This window comes from Streptomyces sp. NPDC050564 (genome assembly GCF_044457265.1).
GTDB lineage: Bacteria > Actinomycetota > Actinomycetes > Streptomycetales > Streptomycetaceae > Streptomyces.
In genome coordinates, this window is sequence record NZ_JBITGS010000015.1 from 59,960 (window position 1) to 81,301 (window position 21,342).

The window sequence follows — 21,342 nt, forward strand, 5'->3', positions numbered from 1 at the left end:
AGCAACATGAGCCCCGTCCTCGCCGGCGTGCTCCAGCTGCTCGCGCTCATAGCGGCACTGGCACTCGCCTACCGTCCCCTCGGCGACTACATGGCCAAGGTCTACTCCTCCGACAAGCACCTGCGCGTCGAGAAGTGGATCTACAAGGGCATCGGCGCAGACCCGAACACACAGATGCGTTGGCCCGCGTACCTGCGCGGCGTCCTCGCCTTCTCGGCGGTCAGCGTCCTCTTCCTCTACCTGCTGCAGCGCGTCCAGGGCAGCCTGCCCGGCTCGCTCGGCTTCTCGTCCATCGACCCGGACCAGGCGTTCAACACCGCCGCGTCCTTTGTGACGAACACCAACTGGCAGTCGTACTACGGCGAGCAGGCCATGGGCCACGTCGTGCAGACCGCCGGTCTGGCCGTCCAGAACTTCGTCTCCGCGGCTGTCGGCATCGCGGTGGCCGTCGCGCTCGTGCGCGGCTTCTCCCGCTCCCGCACCGGTGAGCTCGGCAACTTCTGGGCCGACCTGGTGCGCGGCACGATCCGCATCCTGCTGCCGATCTCCGTCATCGCCGCGATCGTCCTGGTCGCCTGTGGCGCGATCCAGAACTTCTCCGGGATTCACTCCGTGGGCCAGTTCATGGGCGGCTCGCAGCAGTGGAACGGCGGCGCGGTCGCTTCGCAGGAGGCCATCAAGGAGCTGGGCACGAACGGCGGCGGTTACTTCAACGCCAACAGCGCACACCCCTTCGAGAACCCCGGCCCCTTCTCCAACCTCTTCGAGATCTTCCTGATCCTGCTGATCCCGTTCGCGCTGACGCGGACCTTCGGCCGCATGGTCGGCTCGCTGCGCCAGGGCTACGCGATCCTCGCCACCATGGCCACCATCTGGCTCGGCTTCATCGCCCTGATGATGTGGACCGAGTTCGCCCACCACGGCCCGGCGTTCCAGATCGCCGGTGGCGCGCTTGAGGGCAAGGAGAACCGCTTCGGTGTCGGCGCCTCCTCGATCTTCGCGGTGTCGACCACGCTGACCTCGACCGGTGCGGTGGACTCCTTCCACTCCTCGTTCACCGGCCTGGGCGGCGGCATCGCCCTGCTGGGCATGCAGCTCGGCGAGATCGCGCCAGGCGGCACCGGCTCCGGGCTCTACGGCATGCTGATCATGGCGATCATCGCGGTGTTCATCGCCGGCCTGATGGTCGGCCGCACCCCCGAGTACCTGGGCAAGAAGATCGGCACCCGCGAGATCAAGTTCGCGGCCTGCTACATCCTCATCACCCCGGCGCTGGTGCTCGTCTTCACCGCCGCGGCGATGGCCCTGCCGACCCCGGGCAACTCCATGACCAACAGCGGGGCGCACGGCTTCTCCGAGATCCTGTACGCCTACACCTCGGGCGCCAACAACAACGGCTCGGCCTTCGCGGGTCTGAACGCGGACACGCAGTGGTTCAACAGCACGATCGGTATCGCGATGCTGCTCGGCCGCTTCCTGCCGATGGTGTTCGTGCTCGCGCTGGCCGGTTCGCTCGCCGAGCAGAAGCCGGTCCCGGCGACCGCGGGCACCCTGCGGACCGAGAAGCCGCTGTTCACCGGTCTGCTGGTGGGCGCGATTCTGATCATCACCGGTCTGACCTACTTCCCGGCCCTGGCGCTGGGTCCGCTGGCCGAGGGGCTGGCGTCATGACCACTCCTACGACTCGTACAGAGAAGCAAGAGGACTCGATGTCCACAGCCACTGCGACTCGGGCGCCGCACAGCGATGTGCCGACCGGCCACAAGGACGAAGGACGCGTCGGCGCGGGTCTGTTCGACCCCAAGCAACTGATCAAGTCGCTGCCGGACGCCTTCCGCAAGCTCGACCCACGGGTGATGGTCAAGTCCCCCGTGATGTTCGTGGTCCTCGTCGGCTCGGTGCTGACGACGGTCTTCTCCTTCAAGGACCCGAGCGACTGGTTCGGCTGGGCGATCAGCGCCTGGCTGTGGCTGACCGTGATCTTCGCCAACCTGGCGGAGGCGGTGGCCGAGGGCCGCGGCAAGGCGCAGGCGGACACCCTGCGCAAGGCCAAGACCGACACGGTCGCCCGGCGTCTGGTCGGAGACCGTGAGGAGCAGGTGCCCGGCACCGAGCTGCGTGTCGGCGACCTGGTCGTCTGCGAGGCGGGCGACATCATCCCGGGCGACGGTGACGTCGTCGAGGGTGTCGCGAGCGTCGATGAGTCGGCGATCACCGGTGAGTCGGCCCCCGTCATCCGTGAGTCCGGCGGCGACCGCTCGGCCGTCACCGGCGGTACGAAGGTCCTGTCCGACCGGATCGTCATCAAGATCACGACGAAGCCGGGCGAGACCTTCATCGACCGCATGATCGCCCTGGTCGAGGGCGCGGCAAGGCAGAAGACGCCCAACGAGATCGCGCTGAACATCCTTCTCGCGTCGCTCACCATCGTCTTCCTGCTCGCGGTCGCCACCCTGCCGCCCTTCGCGGACTACGCGGGCACGCACCTCACGATGGTCGTCCTGGTGGCCCTCCTGGTCTGCCTGATCCCCACCACCATCGGCGCGCTGCTCTCCGCGATCGGTATCGCGGGCATGGACCGGCTGGTGCAGCGGAACGTACTGGCCATGTCCGGGCGGGCAGTCGAGGCCGCGGGCGACGTTTCGACGCTCCTCCTCGACAAGACCGGCACCATCACCCTCGGCAACCGCCAGGCCTCCGAGTTCGTGCCGGTCACCGGCACCACCGAGGCCGAGGTCGCCGACGCCGCTCAGCTCTCCTCGCTGGCCGACGAGACGCCCGAGGGCCGCTCCATCGTCGTACTGGCGAAGGAGAAGTACGGGCTGCGCGAGCGGCACCAGGGCGAGCTGGCGGGCGCCGAGTGGATCGCCTTCACCGCTCAGACCCGGATGTCGGGTGTGGACGTCGACGGCCGCAAGATCCGCAAGGGTGCGGCCGGTTCGGTCGTCGCCTGGGTGAAGGAGCAGGGCGGCGAGGTGTCCGCGGACGCCGACACGCTGGCCGACCGGATCTCCGAGGCAGGCGGTACGCCGCTGCTGGTGGCCATCGCGGACACGGACGGCGCCCGGGTGTTGGGCGTCATCCATCTCAAGGACGTCGTCAAGGAGGGCATGCGCGAGCGGTTCGACGAGCTGCGCCGCATGGGCATCAAGACCGTCATGATCACAGGTGACAACCCGCTGACGGCCAAGGCGATCGCCGACGAGGCCGGCGTCGACGACTTCCTCGCGGAGGCGACTCCCGAGGACAAGATGGCGCTGATCAAGCGGGAGCAGGCGGGCGGCAAGCTCGTCGCGATGACCGGTGACGGTACGAACGACGCGCCCGCGCTCGCTCAGGCGGATGTCGGCGTGGCCATGAACACGGGTACGTCGGCCGCCAAGGAGGCCGGCAACATGGTCGACCTCGACTCGAACCCGACCAAACTCATCGAGATCGTCGAGATCGGCAAGCAACTCCTCATCACCCGAGGCGCGTTGACGACGTTCTCCATCGCCAACGATGTCGCGAAGTACTTCGCGATCATCCCGGCGTTGTTCGCGGTGGTCTACCCCGGCCTGGACAAGCTCAACATCATGCACCTGTCCTCGCCCGACTCCGCGATCCTGTCCGCGGTCATCTTCAACGCGCTGATCATCATCGCGCTGGTGCCGCTCGCCCTGCGGGGTGTGCAGTACCGGCCGGTCAGCGCCGACAGGATGCTCCGCCGCAACCTCGGGATCTACGGCCTCGGCGGACTGGTCGCTCCCTTCATCGGCATCAAGATCATCGACCTGCTCATCTCCCTCATCCCCGGAATCGGCTGATCGCCATGAACAACTCGGTTACGAACACTGCCCGGTTGCTCTGGGCCGGCCTGCGAGCCCTCCTCGTGCTCACGGTGGTGACGGGCGTCCTCTATCCGCTCGCCGTCACCGGGGTCGCCCAGGGCCTGTTCTCCGACAAGGCGAACGGCTCGGAGATCAAGGCGGACGGCCAGGTCGTCGGCTCCTCGCTGATCGGCCAGGCGTACAACCTGCCGCTGAAGAAGGGCCAGGAGACCCCGGAGCCCGACCTGAAGTGGTTCCAGGGACGCCCGCAGAACGGGCTGGGCGTGAACTCGGTCAACACGCAGTACAAGCTGATCCTGTCCGGCGCCACCAACCGTTCCGGTGACAACGCCGACCTGATCAAGTGGGTCGAGGACGCCAAGGCCGCGGTCGTCAAGGACAACTCGACCGCGGACTACAAGGTCAAGCCGTCCGACGTCCCTGCCGACGCGGTGACGTCCTCCGGCTCGGGGCTGGATCCGGACATCTCCCCGGAGTACGCGGACATCCAGGTCCACCGCGTCGCGGAGCAGAACCACCTGTCCGTCGCCCGGGTCCAGAAGCTGGTCGACGAGCACACCGACGGCCGCACCCTCGGCTTCCTCGGCGAGCCCACCGTCAACGTCCTCGAACTCAACGTCGCGCTCAAGGAACTCGTGCCGAAGGGCTGATGGCATGACGCGCACCATGCGGGAGTCGGCGGCCGAGGGTACCCCTTGTGTTCGTCAACTCCCCTCGCCATGACGCCGGTTGTTGCTGCTCGCTGACCGGCCTCCATGCAACACCGGTGTCGCTCGTCGTCGGCGAAGAAGAACCCGGAGGCGGGGCCGGCGAGTCGGCCCGGTACGAGGCGACGTCGGCGAGCCTCAGGAGGCCGCCTCCGCCGGCTCGGCACCGCTGGTGTGGCGGGCGACATTGGCCGTCAGCCGGCGCAGCAGGTCCTGCGCGATCCCGAACTCCTCGGGGGTCAGGCCCATGGCGTCCCCGATCGCAAGGGGGACGGCGCGGATACGCCGGCTCAGCGCGGTCCCTTCCGGGGTCAGGGCCACTTCCACCACCCGCTCGTCGTCCGCGCGCCGCTGCCGCTTGAGCAGCCGGTTCGCCTCGAGGCGCTTGATCAGCGGCGTCAGCGTGCCGTAGTCGAGCTGCAGGGCGGCCACCAGATCCTTGACGGACGCCGTGCCGCGCTGCCAGAGCACGACCATGACCAGGTACTGGGGGTAGGTCAGCCCCAGCTCGTCCAGCAGGGGCCGGTAGGCGCTGGTCACGGCTCGCGAGGCCGCGTACAGGGTGAAGCAGAAGTGGTCCTCCAGGGGCAGCGGGGGCTCACCGGGGTCGCCGGGTGCGGATGCGCGGCTTTCGTTGTCGCTCACGGTTGCTCTCGCCTTCCTTGGTGCGGGGCGCCGGACGGTCACCAGGAGGCATTGTCGCATCTCCCATGGGCCCGAGTGTCTCGTGCACGTTTACCTTGTGCACAAGATAAACGTGCGCTAGGTTTCTCGACGTCGCCCCGAACAGGGCGGTGGGAAGCGCCGGCGGGGCCGGTGTCGAGCTATGCGTCTCAAGGAGAGCCACATGAACCTCAAGACCGTCTTCCGTTCCACTCTCAAGAGCGCCGCTGTGCTGAGCGCCGTCGCGGGCGTGGCGGCACTCACCCTGACGGCCACGACTCCGGCCAACGCCGCCAAGGCCGAGCACCGCGCGTCGGGGAAGAAGCCCACGGTCGTGCTGGTACACGGCGCCTTCGCGGACGCCTCGAGCTGGAACGGTGTGATCAAGCGCCTGCAGCACGACGGCTATCCGGTCGTGGCCCCGGCCAACCCGCTGCGCGGGCTGGCGAGCGACGCGGACTACCTGCGCAGCTTCCTCAAGAGCGTGCAGGGACCGATCGTGCTCCTCGGTCACTCCTACGGCGGCTCAGTGATCAGTCAGGCCGCCGCGGGCGACCCGGACGTCAAGGCGCTGGTCTACATCGCCGCCTTCGCCCCCGAGAAGGGCGAGAGCGCGCTGGAGTTGTCCGACAAGTTCCCCGGCAGCACCCTCGGACCCACCCTGAACTCCGTGCCCTTCCCCCTGTCCGGCGGCGGCACCGGCACCGACCTCTACATCAAGACCGACAAGTTCCACGATCAGTTCGCCGCCGACGTGCCCAAGTCGGTCACCGACCTGATGGCTGCCACCCAGCGACCCGTCGCTGCCTCTGCCCTGGAGGAGAAGGCCACCGAAGCCGCCTGGAAGACCATTCCGTCCTGGGACCTGATCGCCACCGAGGACTACAACATCCCGCCGGCCGCCCAGCGCTTCATGGCCGACCGCGCCCACGCGCACACCGTCGAGGTCAAGGCCTCCCACGCTGTCTCGGTCTCGCAGCCGGCTGCGGTCACCCGCCTGATCGAGCAGGCCGCCCACGCCACCACCCGCTGACGCCCGCACGGACGTCGGACGGCTGAACGGGATCAGCGGCGACCCGGGAGTGGGGGAGCGGATCCAAGAAGACGGCTCCCGCCGGTGGGAGCCGTTGCCGTTCCCTGCCTCAGCCCATGGCGGTGCGCGCCCCCGCGCTCCACCGCCCCAGCACCGGTTCCGCAAGCGTCCGCGCCGGCAGGCACAACGTCTGCCCGTGTCGGGCGAAGAGTTCGTCGCGGGAGGTGAAGTGGCCCAGGTCCAGGCGGACTTGGGCGGAGAGGTCGCAGACCGCTCCGGGAGGGCCGGCGCAGCTCGCGGGCGCCGCACCGTCCCAGTCGATCGCCGTACGGGCCACCGCGTCGAAGAGCGTCTCACCGCCCTTGTTGGTGAACCCGCCGGATGTCGCGCTCAGCTCGGTCAGGGTTCCGAACAGTTCGGCGATCGGGACCCATTCTCCTTCCAGGAGGAACTCGGGCCACGCGAGCAGGACTTGTTCCGGCACGAGCGGCTTGAGGCGAGGGAAGCGTGGATACCAGAAGGAGCCGTCCACCAGCAGTCCCCGCACCCGGGTGGGAACGTCCAGCGCCCGCGCGACCGCTTCGAGCACCGCCATCCGCTGGCTGCACGAGCCGCGCCCGAGCTCCAGCGTCCGTGAGGCGCGGCGCAGGTCGTCCACGGAGTAGACGGGCCGCACCTCCCGCGCGATGATCCCGTGGGCCACGCGCAGTGCCTCGCGTGCGTCGCCGTTCCCCGGGATCCGCTCCACCAACGCCCGGACGGCCGAGTGTTCCCGGTCCAGGATCGCGGTGGGCCGGGTCGAGCCGCCTACGGGCTCGGACGTCCCGGCCGGTGCGGCATCCGCGCGCCGGCACGGCATCAACAAGCGGCTGGTCATGTCCGTCCCCCTGTCCCCGTGGGCCGATCCCCGCCATCATCACACGGCCCCGGCCCCCGAGTTCAGGCCCGCGGCAGAACCCGTCGGAACGTACAAGCCCTTCCCCGGCGCGGTGTCCAGTTCCAGGTGGCCGTCGTGCCTCCGCGCGATCGCGCCGACGATGACGAGCCCGAGCCCGCTGCCGCCCCGGCTGTGCGACCGGGACCGGGAGCGGTCCACCCGGTAGAAGCGCTCGAAGACGCGCTGGGCGTCCTCGGGGTCCAGGCCCGGCCCTTCGCCGGCGATCTCCAGCACGCCGGCGGCGGTGCCGTACGGCAGCGGCGGCGACGGGCTGATGCGGCCCGGCCGGTCCCCCCCCACCGGTGGCCGGGCCGACGCGAACCGTTCCGACGCGTACGTGGACGGGGATGCCCGCCGGAGTCTGCGTCCGCGCGTTGGACAGCAGGTTCTCGACGACCTGCCGCAGCCGGTACGGATCGCCGACGGTCTCCACGCGCTCCAGCTCTCGGCGGACTGCTGCTCGTGCCGGAGCGCCAGTCCGGCGAAGCCCTGTGAAAAAATACTGCCCGGCCGCCGGACGTAACCCCGACACTGAACCGCATGACGACGCAACTGACCCGTCCGTCCCAACTGACGGAACCGCCGCGCCTGGTGTGGCCCACGGCAGCGGTACGCGACTCCTACCTGGCCGGTGAGCGCGCCGACTGCGTGGCCGAGGGAAGGCCCATGGAATGGCTCGGCGCGGCGGCCGACGACTTCGACGCCTTCGTCGCACAGCGCCGCGGCGAACAGATCCGTTGGGGCGTGCCGTCCACCCTGTTCTGGTACGTCTCGGGTGAGCACTACATCGGCTCGCTCGTCGTACGGCAGCGGCTGACACCGGAGCTGGCCGAGGCCGGAGGCCATGTCGGCTATCACGTCGTCCGGCCGTGGCGCCGTCGGGGACACGCGACGAGAATGCTCGCGGCGGGCCTCGCCGAATGCCGCAGCCTGGGCCTCGACCGCGTCCTGCTGACCTGCGACGTCGACAACGAACCGTCACGTCGGGTGATACGGGCCAACGGCGGGGTCCCCGACGGCCGGATGCACGGCGAGGACCGCTTCTGGATCACCCTGGAGGCCGCCCGGTCCTGATCACCCGGTGAGCCGCTCGACCGTCCCCAGCTGCTTCCACTTGCCGCCCACGAGACGGTCGACCCACACCGGACGGCCCTGCGCCTGGTGCCCCTTGAAGGCGTAGTGCCCGAGGAGCCCGTCGGTCTCCACCGTCTCCAGGGTGGCCCGCAGCCGAGTACGAGCGCTGTCGGCGCCCGGCCGTTCATCCTCTTCATCGCCCAGCACCTGATCGATCCCCGCCGCAACGGCGAGCGTGGCGTCGTACAGCTCGGCCGTGCCGCGGTACTTCAGCAGCTTCTTCAGCTCGGCGTCGTCCGTGCACAGCTTGGGGAAATCGGTGCAGTCGGGCTTCTGTGCCTCGACGTTGAAGGTACGGAAACGAAGGCTTCCGTCGGGCAGTTGCTTGTCCTGCCTGGCGAACATCTCGAAGTCGTCCGAGATGTCGCAGGCCGACGCATAACTGGCGTGGACGGCGAGCAGCGTGCCGCGGTTCCGCGCGGCCGGGACGATGTGCTCCTCCCCGCCGCCGGCCCGCAGATCGGCCACGGTCACGGCGTCCGGCCGCGACGTGTCCAGGTCCGACGCGATCCCGCTCCTGGTCATCTCGTCGGAACCCTTCTGCGAGGGCAACGGCAGCGCGGTCAGCCCGGCCGCGCGCAGCCCGTGCCCGAAGGTGTCCTTGTCGGTGTCCGTGTCCCAGTAACTGTCCGAGGTCTCCACGACCTTGCCGACGTCGTACGCCCCCTTGAGATAGCGGCCCGCCTGCTGCCCCACCTCGAACTCCGTCGCGGGAAGGGCGTATTCGTAGTCAGGACGGCCCCCGTCCCTACAGGTGTCGACCATCGCCATCTGCGGCGACCAGTCGACCTTGGCGCTCGCGAAGTCCCCGATGTCGCCGACCATGGCGATCATCCCGGGATGCTGCTCCAGCAGCTTCTCGGCCGGCGTCTGCCCGTAGTCCTCCACGGCGACGACGTTCACGGGAATCTTCCGCTTCGCCCGCCGCTCGGCCTCCTCGAGCGCGGCCTTGACGACCTGGGTGCGGATCTTGGGCACCTGTCCGTCCTCGTCCTCCCCCCAGGCGTAACCGACGCCGAGCGTGTACGTGGTCGGGGCGGCCGAGGTCTTGCCGACGGCGGGGGCCTGGCCCCGGCCGTCGCTGTCGTCGCCGTCCGAGGACGACATGCCCAGGCCGATCCCGGCGGGGATGCCGACGGCGAGGAGCGCGGCGGCGGTGGCGAGCACGGGGGTGCGGCGGGTGCGGCGCGGGGGTTCTTCCGCGGCCTCCTTGGACACCCGTTGCGGGGTGGGCGCGGGCGGCCTGGCGTCTTCGGGATCTGATTCCCGTACGACGGCGGGTGCGGGTGCGGGTGCGGGTGCGGGTGCGGGTTCCGGTTCCGGTTCCGGTGCCGGTGTGGGCGCCGTTGACGGAGTGGGAGCAGGAGGGGCCGGCGGCTGCGCCACTGCTTCGATGCGCCTGAGCGCCGCCGCCGCGTCGGCGGGTCGGTCGTCCGGGTCCTTGGCCATGAGGTCGAGGACCAACCGGTCCACGATCGGGGTGAGTTCGGTACGGGCCCGGCTCGGCCGCAGAGGTTCGTCGTGCAGGTGGTGGTACATGATGCCCGCCGCGTCACCGACGAACGGGGGTCTGCCGACGAGGAGTTCGTAGAGCACGCACCCGACGGCATACAGGTCGGTACGTCCGTCCCCTCGCCGCTGATGGAAGCGCTCGGGCGCCATGTACTGAACACTGCCGAAGGGAAGCTGACCGGTGTGGGTCAACCGCGGGTCACTGGCGCGGAATTCGGTGAACTTGGCGATCCCGAAGTCGACGATCTTCGCCACGGACGCGACGCCTTCGCCGGTGACCATGATGTTGGCGGGCTTGATGTCCCGGTGCACGACACCGGCGGAGTGAGCCGCGCTCAGCCCCCGGCACACATCCGCGATCCACCGCAGCGCGTCATCGACCGGTACGCGCCCGCTCTCCCGGAGGATCTCCTCCAGTGTGCGCCCCTCGACGAGCGCCATGACGAGGTACGGGCTCTCGCCGTCCGTTCCGTGATCGTGCACGGCGACGATGTGGGGGCTGTCGAGGGACGCGGCGACCCGGGCTTCGCGCCGGAATCGCGCGAGCGCCTCGTCGCGGTCCGCGGCGTCGTCCCTCGCCGCGAGGAGGATCTTGACCGCCACCTCGCGGTCCAGCTCCTCGTCCCGGGCCCGCCAGACCTCGCCCATGCCGCCGGAGCCGAGGAGTTCGATCAGTTCGTATCGGTTGTCGAGTCGTCGTCCGCGCACGGTCAGGCTTTCACCGCGTCGAGCAGGGCGCAAAGAGCGCCAGGGGTGGGGGTGAGGATCGTGGTGGGGCGGTCGCTTTCCCGGAGACGGAGGGTGGTGGGGGAGGAGGCTATTTCGATGCAGTCTTCGTCGCTGTCGCCCGAGGAGAACGACGACTTCTGCCAGTGGAGGGCCGAGGGCACGGGCTGCCTTTCAGAGTTGTTGAGCGATGGTCCGGATGAGGTCGAGGGATGGGGCGGGTGCGAGGGCGGTGCTGCCGATGCGCACAAGGCGGGTCCGGTGGCGGTCCAGCTTGGCGCCGGCGTCGACGAAGAGGCTTCCGTTGCCGGTGTCGACCTGTGCGGTGTCGAGCTGAGTCACCTTGCCACCGACGTTCATCTGCGCCTGGCTCGTCCCGAGGAACTCGGCGGCGTCACGGGACACCACACCCGCGGCTTCGCGCAACTTGCGCAGCTCCACACCGAGACGCCCCTGACGTGCGGTGGGGATGGTCCTCGGTGGCATGGCGTCCTCCTTGTGATCACCCCTGAGTCTGCCGCCTCGTCAACTCAACCACCACGGAGTTCAGGGCGATTCGGCCGACGCGCGAACACGGCACCCCGGGCCGGTCACATGAGGTGGGCGAAGACCACCAGGTTCTCGGTGTAGTCCTTCGTGGTGTGGTCGTAGTCGCCGGCGCAGGTGATCAGCCGGACCTCGGCGTCGGGAGTGTCGGCGTACACGAGCTTGTCGGGGAAGTCGTCCTTCTCGAAGGTCTCGGCACTGTCCACCACGAACGAGGCCGTGCGCCCGTCGGCCCTTTTGACCTTGAACTTGTCCCCCTTCTCCAGTTCGCTGAGGCCCGCGAACACGGCGGCGGACGTGGCCGTGTCGACGTGCCCGGCGATGATCGCGGTTCCCGCCTCTCCCGGGGACGCGCCGTCCGCGTACCAGCCGACCAGATTCGTGTCGTCGGCGGGCGGCGGGTCGAGCTTGCCCGCGGAGTCGACGGAGAGGGTGGTGAAGGGGGCGTCCACGGAGATCTTCGGGATGAGCAGCCGCGTCGGGGTGGACCGCGGCAGATGCCTTCCGCTCGACCCCATGGCCGACTGCCGGTGCGCCGCCGCGGTACCGGGCGTAGAGGAATCGGCGGACGGTCTGCCGGGGCCGCCCAACAGGTTCAGCGCGAGGGCCAGGAGCAGGACGGACCACACGGTCCAGGTCACCGCGCGGCGGAAGCCCCGCTTGGGCGGCACGGGTTCGGGCTCGATGAGGGAGGACAACCGGGCTGCCATCGGGCACCACCTCACTGGGATCACGGCAGCGGATCGGATACGGCACGAAGAGAGCCAGCCGGGCCGCCGCGCGATGCACGGACGGCGGCCCAGGCTGTTATGACGTCTATGTCACCTACGTCGTCCGACATCGGTCAGGACACACCGCCCTGCGCACTCTTACGGCGGAGCAGAAACGCACCCGCGCCGGCGACCCCCAGGACCGCCAGCCCGCCGGCCGTGACACCGGTCGAGGCGAGCGCGCCGCCGCCGGTGTGCATGCCGCCCTTGGGCTTGTCGCGGCCGGAGTCGGAGTCGCCCCCGTACGAGTCCTCCGAGTCGTCGTTGCCGTAGTCGGAGTCGGAGTCCTTGTTCTTGTAGGTCTCCGGGTCGAACCTCTTGTCCCCGTCCTCCTTGCCCCCGTCGTCGCTCCTGAGGAGGGCCAGCGCGCCGCCACCGGTGTGCACGCCGCCCTTGGGCTTGTCGCGGCCGGAGTCGGAGTCGCCCCCGTACGAGTCCTCCGAGTCCTCGTCGTGGTCCGAGGAGCCCTTGTCGTGGCCGGAGCCGGAGTCGTCCTTGCCGTGGCCCGAGCCGGAGTCGTCCTTGCCCTGACCGGAGCCGGAGTCGTCCTTGCCCTGACCGGAGCCGGAGTCGTCCTTGCCGTGGCCCGAGCCGGAGTCGTCACTGCGCACCGTGGTCAGCGCACCGCCACCCGTGTGCATCCCACCGCTCGGCTTGTCGTGGCTGCTGCCGTTGCCGTGCTCCTTGCTGTAGGAAGAGTCATCGCTGCTGTTCGTGTCGTGCTCCTGGCTGTACGAAGAGTCGTCGTTGCTGTCCCAGTCACCCGCGGCGGCGGCGTAGGCGCCTGGGGCACCGATCGCCAGAGCGGCCGTGGCCGTCGCGGTAGCGAGGAGCATGCGGGCAGATCGCATCGTCGGTGTCCTTCCGTCGCAGCCGGGCTGCTGACACCGCGTCAGCGTGAGAAAACCAGGCCCCGACGTGATCCACCGTCAGCCCGTCCCGCTCCCCTCACCACTCGAGCCGCTCACCTGGCGCACCTCCGATGCCACGCCCACGGGCGTCCCGCTGGCTGCCCTCGGCCACAGGGATCACTTCTGACCTGGCGTTTCGCCTTAGCTCAGCAGCGGCGTTCCGGCGCGCGACGCGCCGTACGTATGACCCGATCGGTCGCAACACGAGTGCGCACACGAGGAGGCGTCAGGACCGGTCGAAGTCGCGGGAGTCGCGGGAGAGCCGCCCATTTTCGGGGCGCGCCCGCTCTCGCCGCGTCCTTGACGCCCCGCGCCGCGGGGTCCGGTCACACTGACCCCGAACAGCCCCCGCCCCCTGCACCGCGAGGTCCCCGATGGCGTACGGCCTGGCCCGCCGCGAACTGCGGCCGAGAGTCCCGTTGCGGCACGGCGAGGGCGACAAGTCCCGCCTCACCAGTCTCGAAGGGCTCGCCGCGCTGTCGCTGGACGCGCTGAGCTCGGTCGCGTACGGCCCCGAGGCGATCGTGCTCGTGCTGATCGCCGCCGGGACGGGCGCGCTGAGCGCCACGCTGCCGGTGACGGTCGTCATCGCCGCGCTGCTCGCGGTGCTCGTCGTGTCGTACGGACAGGTGATCGCCGCGCACCCGGACGGGGGCGGCGCGTACGCGGTGGCCAAGAAGGACCTCGGGCCGACCGTCAGCCTGCTCGCGGCGGCCAGTCTCGTCATCGACTACGTGCTGACCGTGACCGTCAGCCTGGCGGCCGGCGCGGCCAGTCTCGCCTCCGCCTTCCCCTCCCTCGGCCCGCATCTGCTCGACATCTGTCTCGTCGGGCTGGCGCTGCTCACGGCGGTCAATCTGCGGGGCGTGGCCGAGAGTGCCCGGGTGCTGATGCTGCCCACCGTGCTGTTCATCGTGAGCATCCTCGGCATCGTCGTGCTCGGGCTGGCCCGCGACCATCCCGTGGCCGTCGTCGGCCGGGCCCAACCCGTCCATGCCACGGAGGCGTTGGGAATCCTCCTGCTCCTCAAGGCCTTCTCCGCCGGCTGCTCCGCGCTCACCGGGGTCGAGGCCATCGCCAACGGTGTGCCGAGCTTCCGCGAACCGCGCGTCAAGCGCGCCCAGCGCACCGAGCTGATGCTGGGCGCGCTGCTCGGGCTGATGCTGATCGGCCTCGCCATGCTGATCCGCCGCGACCATGTGGCCCCGCGCGGCGGCGTGACCGTACTCGCGCAGCTGACGGCGGGCGCCTACGGGACCGGATGGCCGTACTACGCGACGAACCTCGTCGTCACCCTCGCGCTCGCCTTCGCCGCCAACACCAGCTTCGGTGGCCTGCCCGTCCTGATGAGCCTGCTCGCCAAGGACCACCGGCTGCCGCACCTGTTCGGACTGCGCACGGAACGGCCGGTGTACCGGTGGGGGGTCGTGGCCCTGGCGCTGCTGGCCGCCGGACTGCTGATCGCGGTCGACGCCGACACCCACCGCATGATCCCGCTGTTCGCGATCGGGGTGTTCATCGGCTTCACCATCAGCCAGATCGGGCTCGTACGGCACTGGGCGCGGGAGCGTCCGCCCGGCTGGACGCGGCGCGCGCTGCTCAACGGTCTGGGCGCGGTGCTCACCACGGTGGCGGGCCTGGTGCTGCTGAGCACCAAGTTCCTGGAAGGGGCCTGGGTGGTGGTCGTCACCATCCCGCTGCTGATGCTGCTGTTCGCCCGCGTCCAGCGCTACTACACCGCGGTCGGGCGGGAGCTCGGACTCGGTGAGGTCCCGCCGCCCCCGCGCGTCACCGACTCCCTCGTCATCGTGCCGGTCGGCGAGGTCAGCAGGCTCACCCAGCTGGCCCTGACGGCTGCTCGCGCCCTGGGCGACGAGGTGGTCGCGGTCGCCGTGCACGGAAACCCCTCCAGGGCCCGGGCCCTGGAGGAGAGTTGGGCCCGCTGGAACCCGGGCGTACGCCTCGACATCATCGACAGCCCGCAGCGCTCGCTCGTCCAGCCGATCGTCGAGTACGTCCAGCGGGCGGCGGACGGCGGGCGACAGATCGCCGTCCTCATCCCGGAGGTCGAGCCCCTCCACCGCCGCTACCAGATCCTGCAGAACCAGCGCGGCCTGCTCCTGGCCACCGTGCTGCGGGCCCGCACCGACGTCGTCGTGTGCGTGGTGCCGTACCGGCTGAGCCTGTGACCGGACTGCCTCGGCTACAGCACGACGTCCCGACGGCCTTGTCGTCCAGCGATTCACGGCGTACGAGGACACGTGCGATGCCGTCGGACGCCGCGACGCCGCCGGGGAGGCGGGGACGCCGTGTGGACCTCGGGCGTTCAGCAGCCCGTGCCGGTCGGGGTGAACGTCATGCGGGTGTGCTCGTGCGTGCCGAGGGCTTCGTCGTAGGTCGCGTAGGTGACCTGGTACCAGACGTCGTCCCTGGCGGTGTCGCCGTCCACGTCGTCCAGGCTCACGCACCACCGTTCCGGCCGGACGACCCGCCGGTATGTCTCGGTGCCGCTGCGGACCTTCTCGCAGTCCTGATAGCGCTCCGTGGTGTACCAGGTGCGGGTCTTTCTCTTGGTGCCCGTGCCCGTACTGGCCGAGTGCCTGACCCGCCTGGTGGCTGACGTGCAACTCCTGACCATGTGCGGCCGGGTCGCCTTGACGGTCTGCCGGGAGAGGTGCCGGACGGTGTCCCGGAGCCCGGAGACGGTGTCCGCCTGCGGCGGGGCTTGCCGGGTGGTCTCCTCGCTGCCCTGACCGGTGGCGGTCGCGGAGCCGGTGCTGTCGGTCCCACCGGCACCCCCGCCACTGCAGGCGCCGAGCGCTGCTATCAGGAACGCTGTCACGCCGACGACTGTCAGGCGCTGCTTGTTGAACATGTCTCCCCCTGCGGCCGGCCAACGTGCCCGGCAAGGAGCTCCGGTTCATACGGCCCGGGCAGCGTCCGCACCGCGGCGGCGGTCAGCGTAGCTGATGCTTGGCCGAATCTGATCGGTGCCGAGGTGCCAAGGTGCCAAGGTGCCAAGGCGTCCGGGCTGGACCGCAGGGGCGGCTTTGGGGAGGGCCAGTCGTTCAGCGGGCCATTGCGCCGCCGTTTCCCATGCTCATGTGCCCCGGCCGCCTGACGGCCCCTCCCGGCACATGACGAGGGCGGGACCCGAGAGCCCCGCCCGAAACCCATGAAACCCATGAAACCCCAGCTCAGGGCCACACCAGGCAATACGGCTGATGCCCCGCCTCATGCAGCCGGTGGCTGAAGTCCTGCCACTCGTGCAGCAACTGGTAGACGTTGAAGGCGTCCCGAGGCCCGCCCCGGTCCGGCACGGTGGACCAGATGAAGGCGGCCGCGCCGACCGCTTCCTCGCCGATGCCGCGCAAGGGGTCCACGACGGTCATGGGGAGCTTGACCACCGCGTAGTCGGGGTGGAGGACGACCAGCTCCAGCGGGGGCACCTTGTGGAGGGGGACGCCCTCGATGCCGGTGAGGACCATCGCGGCCATCGTCTCCGGCTTGATCTTGGTGAACATGCCGTTCATGCCGAGCTCGTCGCCGCCGAGTTCCTCGGGGCGCATAGAGATCGGGACGCGGGCCGCCGTCGCTCCGTCCGGCGCGCCGAAGTATTTGTACGTCACCCCCACCCGGCCACCATTCCCGCTCCCCGCCCGCAGTCGCTCGACCGTGCGGTCGAGCCGCTCGGCGTCACCCTGCGATCCTTGTGTCTGTCCAGCCCGGGTCTCGGCCGCTTCCTCCGCCTCGCGCCGGTGCCTGCCCCGCCGGGCACGCCGAGGACCGAGGTCATCGGTCCCCTCGCCCAGTCCGCCACCGCGATGCATATCTCCACCCGACTGCTTTTCTAAGGCGCGCGACCCCCGCCACGCAACCCGATCATCGTGACAGTGACCTCCCCCACGGCCGCACGCCGAAACGTGCACTGAAACACCTGACCGCAGGATCTTCGCGGGCTCTGAGCACCATGAATCATGTGAGCTGTCCGTACGAAGTCCCAGTTTCGCAGATGGCCGGGGGACCGCGCCCGGTTGTCGTACCGCGCATCGGTCCACGGCGCCCCGCGATGGCCGGGATCTTCCGTATGTGGAGCCGTACGTCGAGCGGCGATCCTACGTTCATCGGTTCCGCGCTCTTCCGGTCACGCCGCCCCGCTCTTGCGCTCACGGCCGCCCGGATCCGCTGGCCTACCCTGAGGAGGTCACTAGGGGGTGTTTCGAGAGTCCTGCACAGCACCCGCGGCGCCCGGCACGCACCCTCGCCGCACCGGCCGAAGGTCCAAGTAGCTCCGCTACGAGAGTCTTCGTCCGGCACGCCGAGGGCACGCACCGAACACCGCGGGTACCGCACAGGACTCTCGAAGCACCCCCAGCCCCCCGGAGTCGGAGACGTCGCAGGTCATGACCGAACTGCCTTATCCCTACGAAGCCCCAGCCTCGCAGTCGCTGTTCGACCGTGCGGCGGCCGTCACACCCGGCGGCGTGAACTCTCCCGTGCGCGCCTTCCGTGCCGTGGGCGGTACGCCCCGGTTCATGGTGTCCGGTACCGGTCCGTACCTGACCGACGCCGATGGCCGTGAGTACGTGGACCTCGTCTGTTCCTGGGGGCCGATGATCCTCGGGCACTCCCAGCCCGAGGTCATCGCCGCCGTCCAGGAGGCCGTCTCCCGCGGTACGTCCTTCGGTACGCCCGGTGAGGGCGAGGTCGCGCTCGCCGAGGAGATCGTCGCGCGCGTCGAGCCCGTCGAGCAGGTCCGGCTCGTCTCCAGCGGCACCGAGGCGACCATGTCCGCCATCCGGCTCGCCCGGGGGTTCACCCGGCGGGCCAAGGTGATCAAGTTCGCCGGCTGCTACCACGGGCACGTGGACTCCCTGCTCGCCGCGGCGGGCAGCGGCGTGGCGACCTTCGCGCTGCCTGACACCCCCGGTGTCACCGGAGCCCAGGCCGGCGACACCATCGTCCTTCCCTACAACGATCTCGAAGCCGTGCACGCCGCCTTCCACGCGCACCCCGGTGAGATCGCCTGTGTGATCACCGAGGCCTCGCCCGGCAACATGGGTGTGGTGCCTCCGGCGCCCGGGTTCAACCAGGGCCTCAAGGACGCGTGCGCCAAGAACGGCGCCCTGTTCATCTCCGACGAGGTCATGACGGGCTTCCGCACCAGCAAGGCCGGTTGGTACGGGATTGATGGTGTACGTCCGGATCTGATGACCTTCGGCAAGGTGATGGGCGGTGGCTTCCCCGCCGCCGCCTTCGGTGGCCGCCAGGACGTCATGGCGCACCTCGCGCCGGCCGGCCCGGTCTACCAGGCGGGCACGCTGTCGGGCAATCCCGTCGCGACCGCCGCCGGGCTCGCCCAGCTGCGGCTGCTCGACGACGCCGCGTACGACAAGGTCGACGCGGTCTCGGAGCAGATCCGGACGCTGGTGACCGAGGCGCTCACCAAGGAGGGCGTCTCGCACCGGCTGCAGAACGCCTCCAACATGTTCTCCGTCTTCTTCACCGGCCGTCAGGTGCGCGACTACGAGGACGCGAAGGCGCAGGAGTCCTTCCGGTACACCGCGTTCTTCCACTCGATGCTGGCGCAGGGCGTGTATCTGCCGCCGTCCTCCTTCGAGTCGTGGTTCGTGTCGACGGCCCACGACGAGCAGGCGGTTCAGCGGATCGCCGACGCACTTCCGGCGGCGGCGCGGGCAGCGGCGGAGGCCACGGCATGAGCGAGACCATCGACACCACCGGCAACGGCGACATCACCGTCGTGCACCTGATGCGGCACGGCGAGGTCGCCAACCCGGACGGGGTGCTGTACGGGCGACTGCCCGGGTACCACCTGTCCGAGCTCGGACGGCAGATGGCCGACCGGGTCGCCGAGCACCTCGCGTCGCGCGATGTCACGCATGTCGTCGCCTCGCCGCTGGAGCGGGCGCAGGAGACGGCCACCCCGATCGCCAAGGCGCACGGTCTGGACCTGGCGACGGACGGGCGGCTCATCGAGGCCGACAACGTCTTCCAGGGCAAGACGTTCGGGGTGGGGGACGGCGCGCTGCGGCGGCCGGAGAACTGGAAGCACCTCGTCAACCCGTTCAAGCCCTCATGGGGCGAGCCGTACGTCGAGCAGGTCGTGCGGATGATGGGGGCGCTGGATGCCGCCAAGGATGCCGCCCGCGGGCATGAAGCGGTGCTGGTCAGCCACCAGTTGCCGATCTGGATCGTGCGGTCCTTCGTGGAGAAGCGGCGGCTGTGGCACGACCCGCGCAAGCGGCAGTGCACGCTGGCGTCCCTGACGACCTTCACCTACCGGGGCGACAAGATCGTGTCCGTGGGCTACGCCGAGCCCGCCCGCGATCTCGTCCCGGCCCATCTCCTCGCGGGCGCCAAGCCGGTGAAGGGGAAGGGCAAGGCGTTCGGCGCGTAACGGCCGCGCCAGGGAACTGATGCGGGAGTGCGTACGTCTCTCCTAAGGCGTACGCCCCGTCACAAAGCGTATGGGTTCGTGCTATATGAGCGTAACTTCGTAAAATCAGCTAAATATGCGCGAGTTTGACGGAACCTCCGTCTTCATCGCGCCCTCTCAATAGGTGCCAGCTGGGAGCCAGCTGAGAGGGCGCGATGAAATGGGGACCGCATGCGGGACATCAGCCGGAGGGGAATGATCGGCCTCGGGGCAGGTGCCGCGGCCGCGCTGGGACTTGCCGCGTGCGGCACCGCACAGCTAGACGGCCCGAGCCGGGGCGGCGGTTCCCGGAGCGGGCAGCCGGGTGCCCCCAAACATCCCGCGCGTCCCATCGGTGACGGTTCCACCGCCTACACCGGCAAGCAGCCGAACCAGCCGAAGAAGCCCGAGCCGCTGGAGCCCGGCGAGACCCCTCCGCAGTTCGTGATCTTTTCCTGGGACGGCGCGGGAGAGGTCGGGACCGGCCTCTTCGACCGCTTTCTCGAACTCGCCAAAGACCACGACGCGCACATGACGTTCTTTCTCTCCGGGCTGTATCTGCTGCCCGAGTCGAAAAAGCGCATGTACTTGCCGCCCAATAACCCCCGGGGCGCCTCGGACATCGGTTATCTCACCGACGAGCACGTCAAGGCGACGCTGAAGCTGGTCCGCCGGGCCTGGCTCGAGGGCCATGAGATCGGCACGCACTTCAACGGCCACTTCTGTGCGGGGTCGGGCACGGTCGCCAACTGGACGTCCGCGCAGTGGCGCAGCGAGATCTCCCAGGCGAAGGGCTTCGTCAAGGAGTGGCGGACCAACACGGGCTGGACCGACCTGCCCGCGCTGCCCTTCGACTACGAGAAGGAACTCGTCGGCGGTCGCACCCCGTGTCTGCTGGGCCAGAACAACCTGCTGCCCACCGCCAAGGAGCTCGGCTGGCGCTACGACGCCTCCTCGCCCGGCGGCCGTCAGCGCTGGCCGCAGAAGAACAAGGGCCTGTGGGACCTGCCGCTGCAGGCGATGCCCTTCCCGGGGCACACCTTCGAGGTGCTCTCGATGGACTACAACATCCTCGCCAACCAGTCGATCAACTCGACCAAGGCGCCCTCCTACAACTACCCGGCGTGGCGCATCCAGGCGACGAATTCCTACATAGCCGGATTCAAGCGGGCGTACGAGACAAATCGTGCACCCTTCTTCATAGGCAACCACTTCGAGGAGTGGAACGGCGGTATCTACATGGATGCCGTTGAAGAGGCGTTCAAGCACATCGCGCGCGAGAAGGAGAAGGGCGGGGACATACGCCTCGTCTCCTTCCGGCAGTTCGTCGACTGGCTCGATGTCCAGAAGCCCGAGATGCTGACCAGGCTTCAGTCGATGGACGTCGGGCAGCAGCCGGCCGGTGGCTGGAAGTCCTACCTGGGAGGACAGGCCGCCTGATATGCGGGTTTCCGCCCGCAAGGGGGGTGCGGAAGATCCCCGAAACGGGCATGCGAAACTTTTCACATGAGTGCCGCCTGCCGTGCCGACCAGCGCCCGAACCGCACCCGTAGCCGCGCCGCCCTGCTCACCGCCGGGGCCGCCGTCGCCGCGCTCGTCCTGTCCGCGTGTGGGTCCGGGGGGACCTCCGGGGGAGCGGGGAACACCAACTTCGTCGCCGGTAAGAACGGTGTCGACACCGCCCCCAAGGGAGAGCGGGCGGCGATCCCCGACCTCTCCGGCAAGACCATCGACGGCAAGCAGCTCGACGTCCGCGACTACAAGGGCAAGGTCGTCGTCCTCAACGTCTGGGGATCCTGGTGCGGGCCCTGCCGCGCCGAGGCCAAGAACCTGGAGACGGTGTCCCAGGACACCAAGGACCAGGGCGTGCAGTTCGTCGGCATCAACACCCGCGACACCAGCACCGGCCCGGCCCTGGCGTTCGAGAAGGAGTTCGGGGTCACCTACCCGAGCCTGTACGACCCGACGGGCAAGCTGATGCTCCGCTTCAAGAAGGGCACGCTGAACCCGCAGTTGATCCCGTCCACGCTCATCATCGACCGGGACGGCAAGGTCGCGGCCCGGACGCTCCAGGCGCTCAGCGAAGACAGCCTGCGCAAGATGCTCGCCCCCGTCCTCGCGGAGAAGTGACCTGACG

Annotated in this window: 20 protein-coding genes; 10 read left to right on the forward strand and 10 right to left on the reverse strand. The window is 69.5% G+C overall.

What is annotated here, in order from left to right:
* The first annotated feature begins 6 nt into the window (after positions 1-6).
* The 3 genes from kdpA to ACIBK0_RS24015 are packed head-to-tail and all read left to right on the forward strand — an operon-like array spanning position 7 to position 4,480.
* Entirely contained in the window at positions 7-1,671 is a 1,665-nt protein-coding gene (gene kdpA / locus ACIBK0_RS24005; protein WP_399083441.1) for a potassium-transporting ATPase subunit KdpA, read from the forward strand.
* 38 nt (positions 1,672-1,709) lie between these two features.
* Positions 1,710-3,806, forward strand: coding sequence for a potassium-transporting ATPase subunit KdpB (kdpB, locus tag ACIBK0_RS24010; RefSeq protein WP_399083444.1), 2,097 nt, complete (start codon positions 1,710-1,712; stop codon positions 3,804-3,806).
* Positions 3,807-3,811: 5 nt separating this feature from the next.
* Positions 3,812-4,480, forward strand: a complete 669-nt coding sequence (locus tag ACIBK0_RS24015) for a potassium-transporting ATPase subunit C (RefSeq protein WP_399083447.1) — start codon at positions 3,812-3,814, stop codon at positions 4,478-4,480.
* A gap of 195 nt (positions 4,481-4,675) precedes the next feature.
* Here the strand turns inward: ACIBK0_RS24015 and ACIBK0_RS24020 are convergent, their stop codons facing one another.
* The gene (locus ACIBK0_RS24020; protein WP_399083450.1) at positions 4,676-5,182 is read right to left on the reverse strand and encodes a MarR family winged helix-turn-helix transcriptional regulator; all 507 of its coding nucleotides are present in this window, start codon (positions 5,180-5,182) and stop codon (positions 4,676-4,678) included.
* Positions 5,183-5,384: 202 nt separating this feature from the next.
* Between ACIBK0_RS24020 and ACIBK0_RS24025 the strand changes: the two genes are divergently transcribed.
* Positions 5,385-6,233, forward strand: coding sequence for an alpha/beta fold hydrolase (locus tag ACIBK0_RS24025; protein WP_399083453.1), 849 nt, complete (start codon positions 5,385-5,387; stop codon positions 6,231-6,233).
* Between the two features lie 109 nt (positions 6,234-6,342).
* Here the strand turns inward: ACIBK0_RS24025 and ACIBK0_RS24030 are convergent, their stop codons facing one another.
* Together ACIBK0_RS24030 and ACIBK0_RS24035 are read right to left on the reverse strand one after the other, a co-directional pair.
* Entirely contained in the window at positions 6,343-7,110 is a 768-nt protein-coding gene (locus tag ACIBK0_RS24030; RefSeq protein WP_399083456.1) for a transglutaminase domain-containing protein, read from the reverse strand.
* Positions 7,111-7,149: 39 nt separating this feature from the next.
* Positions 7,150-7,470 carry an ATP-binding protein gene (locus ACIBK0_RS24035; protein ID WP_399083459.1) on the reverse strand — a complete coding sequence of 107 codons (321 nt, stop codon included), beginning with the start codon at positions 7,468-7,470 and terminating at the stop codon, positions 7,150-7,152.
* Positions 7,471-7,710: 240 nt separating this feature from the next.
* On the opposite strand from ACIBK0_RS24035, the gene ACIBK0_RS24040 reads away from it, so the two are divergent.
* On the forward strand, positions 7,711-8,244 hold the full coding sequence (locus ACIBK0_RS24040; protein ID WP_399083462.1) for a GNAT family N-acetyltransferase: 534 nt from the start codon (positions 7,711-7,713) through the stop codon (positions 8,242-8,244).
* Here ACIBK0_RS24040 and ACIBK0_RS24045 read toward each other — a convergent pair whose 3' ends face one another.
* From ACIBK0_RS24045 to ACIBK0_RS24065, 5 genes are all read right to left on the reverse strand, one after another.
* Positions 8,245-10,524, reverse strand: a complete 2,280-nt coding sequence (locus tag ACIBK0_RS24045; protein ID WP_399083465.1) for a serine/threonine-protein kinase — start codon at positions 10,522-10,524, stop codon at positions 8,245-8,247.
* Positions 10,525-10,526: 2 nt separating this feature from the next.
* On the reverse strand, positions 10,527-10,706 hold the full coding sequence (locus ACIBK0_RS24050) for a DUF397 domain-containing protein (protein ID WP_399083468.1): 180 nt from the start codon (positions 10,704-10,706) through the stop codon (positions 10,527-10,529).
* Positions 10,707-10,716: 10 nt separating this feature from the next.
* A complete protein-coding gene (locus tag ACIBK0_RS24055; protein ID WP_399083471.1) occupies positions 10,717-11,028 on the reverse strand; it encodes a hypothetical protein in 312 nt (103 codons plus the stop codon).
* 104 nt (positions 11,029-11,132) lie between these two features.
* Positions 11,133-11,798, reverse strand: coding sequence for a class F sortase (locus ACIBK0_RS24060; RefSeq protein ID WP_399083474.1), 666 nt, complete (start codon positions 11,796-11,798; stop codon positions 11,133-11,135).
* A 134-nt stretch (positions 11,799-11,932) separates the two neighbouring features.
* On the reverse strand, positions 11,933-12,709 hold the full coding sequence (locus ACIBK0_RS24065; RefSeq protein WP_399083477.1) for a hypothetical protein: 777 nt from the start codon (positions 12,707-12,709) through the stop codon (positions 11,933-11,935).
* A 434-nt stretch (positions 12,710-13,143) separates the two neighbouring features.
* Between ACIBK0_RS24065 and ACIBK0_RS24070 the strand changes: the two genes are divergently transcribed.
* Entirely contained in the window at positions 13,144-14,958 is a 1,815-nt protein-coding gene (locus ACIBK0_RS24070) for an APC family permease (RefSeq protein WP_399083480.1), read from the forward strand.
* 137 nt (positions 14,959-15,095) lie between these two features.
* On the opposite strand, the gene ACIBK0_RS24075 is transcribed toward ACIBK0_RS24070, so the two are convergent.
* Positions 15,096-15,644: a hypothetical protein gene (locus ACIBK0_RS24075; protein ID WP_399083483.1), complete on the reverse strand. Its 549-nt coding sequence runs from the start codon at positions 15,642-15,644 to the stop codon at positions 15,096-15,098.
* Between the two features lie 322 nt (positions 15,645-15,966).
* On the reverse strand, positions 15,967-16,599 hold the full coding sequence (locus ACIBK0_RS24080; protein WP_399083486.1) for a hypothetical protein: 633 nt from the start codon (positions 16,597-16,599) through the stop codon (positions 15,967-15,969).
* A gap of 573 nt (positions 16,600-17,172) precedes the next feature.
* Here ACIBK0_RS24080 and hemL point away from each other — a divergent pair.
* From hemL to ACIBK0_RS24100, 4 genes are all read left to right on the forward strand, one after another.
* Positions 17,173-18,489 carry a glutamate-1-semialdehyde 2,1-aminomutase gene (hemL, locus tag ACIBK0_RS24085; RefSeq protein WP_399083489.1) on the forward strand — a complete coding sequence of 439 codons (1,317 nt, stop codon included), beginning with the start codon at positions 17,173-17,175 and terminating at the stop codon, positions 18,487-18,489.
* On the forward strand, positions 18,486-19,187 hold the full coding sequence (locus ACIBK0_RS24090) for a histidine phosphatase family protein (RefSeq protein ID WP_399083492.1): 702 nt from the start codon (positions 18,486-18,488) through the stop codon (positions 19,185-19,187). Before hemL ends, ACIBK0_RS24090 begins: the two co-directional genes overlap by 4 nt.
* 210 nt (positions 19,188-19,397) lie before the next feature.
* Positions 19,398-20,645 carry a hypothetical protein gene (locus ACIBK0_RS24095; protein WP_399083495.1) on the forward strand — a complete coding sequence of 416 codons (1,248 nt, stop codon included), beginning with the start codon at positions 19,398-19,400 and terminating at the stop codon, positions 20,643-20,645.
* A 66-nt stretch (positions 20,646-20,711) separates the two neighbouring features.
* On the forward strand, positions 20,712-21,335 hold the full coding sequence (locus tag ACIBK0_RS24100) for a TlpA family protein disulfide reductase (RefSeq protein WP_399083498.1): 624 nt from the start codon (positions 20,712-20,714) through the stop codon (positions 21,333-21,335).
* Positions 21,336-21,342: the final 7 nt, after the last annotated feature.